This window comes from Vibrio sp. OY15 (assembly GCF_000742455.1).
Lineage (GTDB): Bacteria > Pseudomonadota > Gammaproteobacteria > Enterobacterales > Vibrionaceae > Vibrio > Vibrio alginolyticus.
Map to the genome: position 1 here is coordinate 1 of NZ_JPIL01000040.1, position 1703 is coordinate 1703.

General features: G+C 43.5%; 2 protein-coding genes. One reads left to right on the forward strand and one right to left on the reverse strand.

The annotated features are described in order from the left end of the window. Positions 1-244: 244 nt before the first annotated feature. On the reverse strand, positions 245-1051 hold the full coding sequence (locus IJ23_RS23620) for a sulfite exporter TauE/SafE family protein (RefSeq protein ID WP_033907508.1): 807 nt from the start codon (positions 1049-1051) through the stop codon (positions 245-247). A gap of 122 nt (positions 1052-1173) precedes the next feature. Here IJ23_RS23620 and IJ23_RS24575 point away from each other — a divergent pair. Further along, a partial coding sequence (locus tag IJ23_RS24575) for an AraC family ligand binding domain-containing protein (RefSeq protein WP_081886447.1) occupies positions 1174-1703 on the forward strand: 530 nt, incomplete at its 3' end.

Genomic DNA, 1703 nt, shown 5'->3' on the forward strand with positions numbered 1-1703 from the left:
AATTAAAATTCTCGCATCAGAAGGGGAGGAAGCACTTTGCCAGTAGCGTGATGAGGTTGCCAGAAAGGACAATCATCAGCACATTTTGGATGTAATTCTGGCCAGGTTAACAAAGTCATAAGAGTGCAACAATGAGGAGCTTTCTTACACATTGTGTGCTTGGACCAGCAAAGCGAGAAGTAAGTTTTTGCAGGCTTATCCTTTCACCATAGTGCAAGGCCTACTAGTGACCGTGTTATTTGCTCTAACTAAGTACTTGTACCAACATTTTGAAACTTAGAAGAACACACAAAATACCAACGATTTTCTTAAGAACTTTATTTGGGAAATACTCTGCACAACGCACGCCGAGGCTAGTAGTTAAGTAGCTACTAATGGAGAAGCTGAGCATTGCAGGAAGGTATATGTATCCTAATACTAAGTTGTTCCAATCTGTGTTTCCCCATCCGTTTAACATGTAACCGAGGCTTCCTGACAGCGCGATAGGGAAACCTATCGCAGCAGAGGTACCAATAGCACGTTTTACCTCAAAATTTTGCTGGACAAGATAGGGGATGATCAACCCCGCACCGCTTATAGAGACAAGTGCTGATACAGAGCCAATCACCGAGCCTACAGTGATATTACCGATAGCCCCATGTGGGTTAGGGTTGTACTCATTTTCAGTGTTGAGAAACATCTTATAAGCAACATACAACATGAATACGCTGAAAAAGCCTGCCAGATAGACTCCTTGTAGATACGATGCTACGAATGTGGCGCAAAATGTTCCGACTAGAACTCCGCTCAACATTTTTACTACCATTGTCGAGTCTACATTCTCTTTTTTGTAGTGAGCGCGCATGCTGCCCAATGTTGTAATAATCATCGAAGCCATTGATGTCCCTAACGCAAGATGCACTACTTCCGTATCAGCTATTCCCTGTAGTGAAAATAGAAACGCAAAAATAGGGACGGCCATTCCACCACCACCCACACCAACGAGTCCAGCGAGAAAGCCAATGCCCAAGCCTGCTGTAATGTAATAGATAATAAAGATAGGTTCGTTCATGATGGTTCTGCCTTCGATAAAATGGTCGTTGCTAAAATGTTACTCGAACGCTAACTTGCTATGGTAACGTTAAGAGGACAGAAAATAATGAATAATGGCCAAAATGGAATTGAGTAAATAAAGTGACAAACTCTGATTACAGCGAATGGAAAAATGGCGCCGCACTGATCGTTAAGGAGTGGCAGCATGAAAGGAGCGACTTCAACCATTTGGATCAACGGCCACATAATTGGCACAGTCATCATCGAGGCCAGTTACTGTGTATAGATGAAGGGCTAATTCAGGTCAAAACCGATGAAGGAACGTGGATACTACCACCTCACCGAGCTGGTTGGATCCCCCCGGGTGCGATGCACAGTGTTTATTTTTGTGGTTCTCTGAAAGGTCGTTCATTACTGTTTACTCCAGAGAGTTGTGAGCGGTTTCCAATGAGACCTTGTGTTATCCAAATGAGCGATGTGTTGAAAGCCCTATCGGTTAGAGCATCGATATGGAGCAAAACAGACGATCTATCCATACAGTCTTTACGTATTCTTGCCGTAATATCCGATGAAATCGTCAATAGCCCTCATGAGTCACTCCACATCCCGCTGCCCAGAGATCCGAGACTGCAAAAAGTTACTCAAGCAATTTTAATAGACCCAAACAGCAA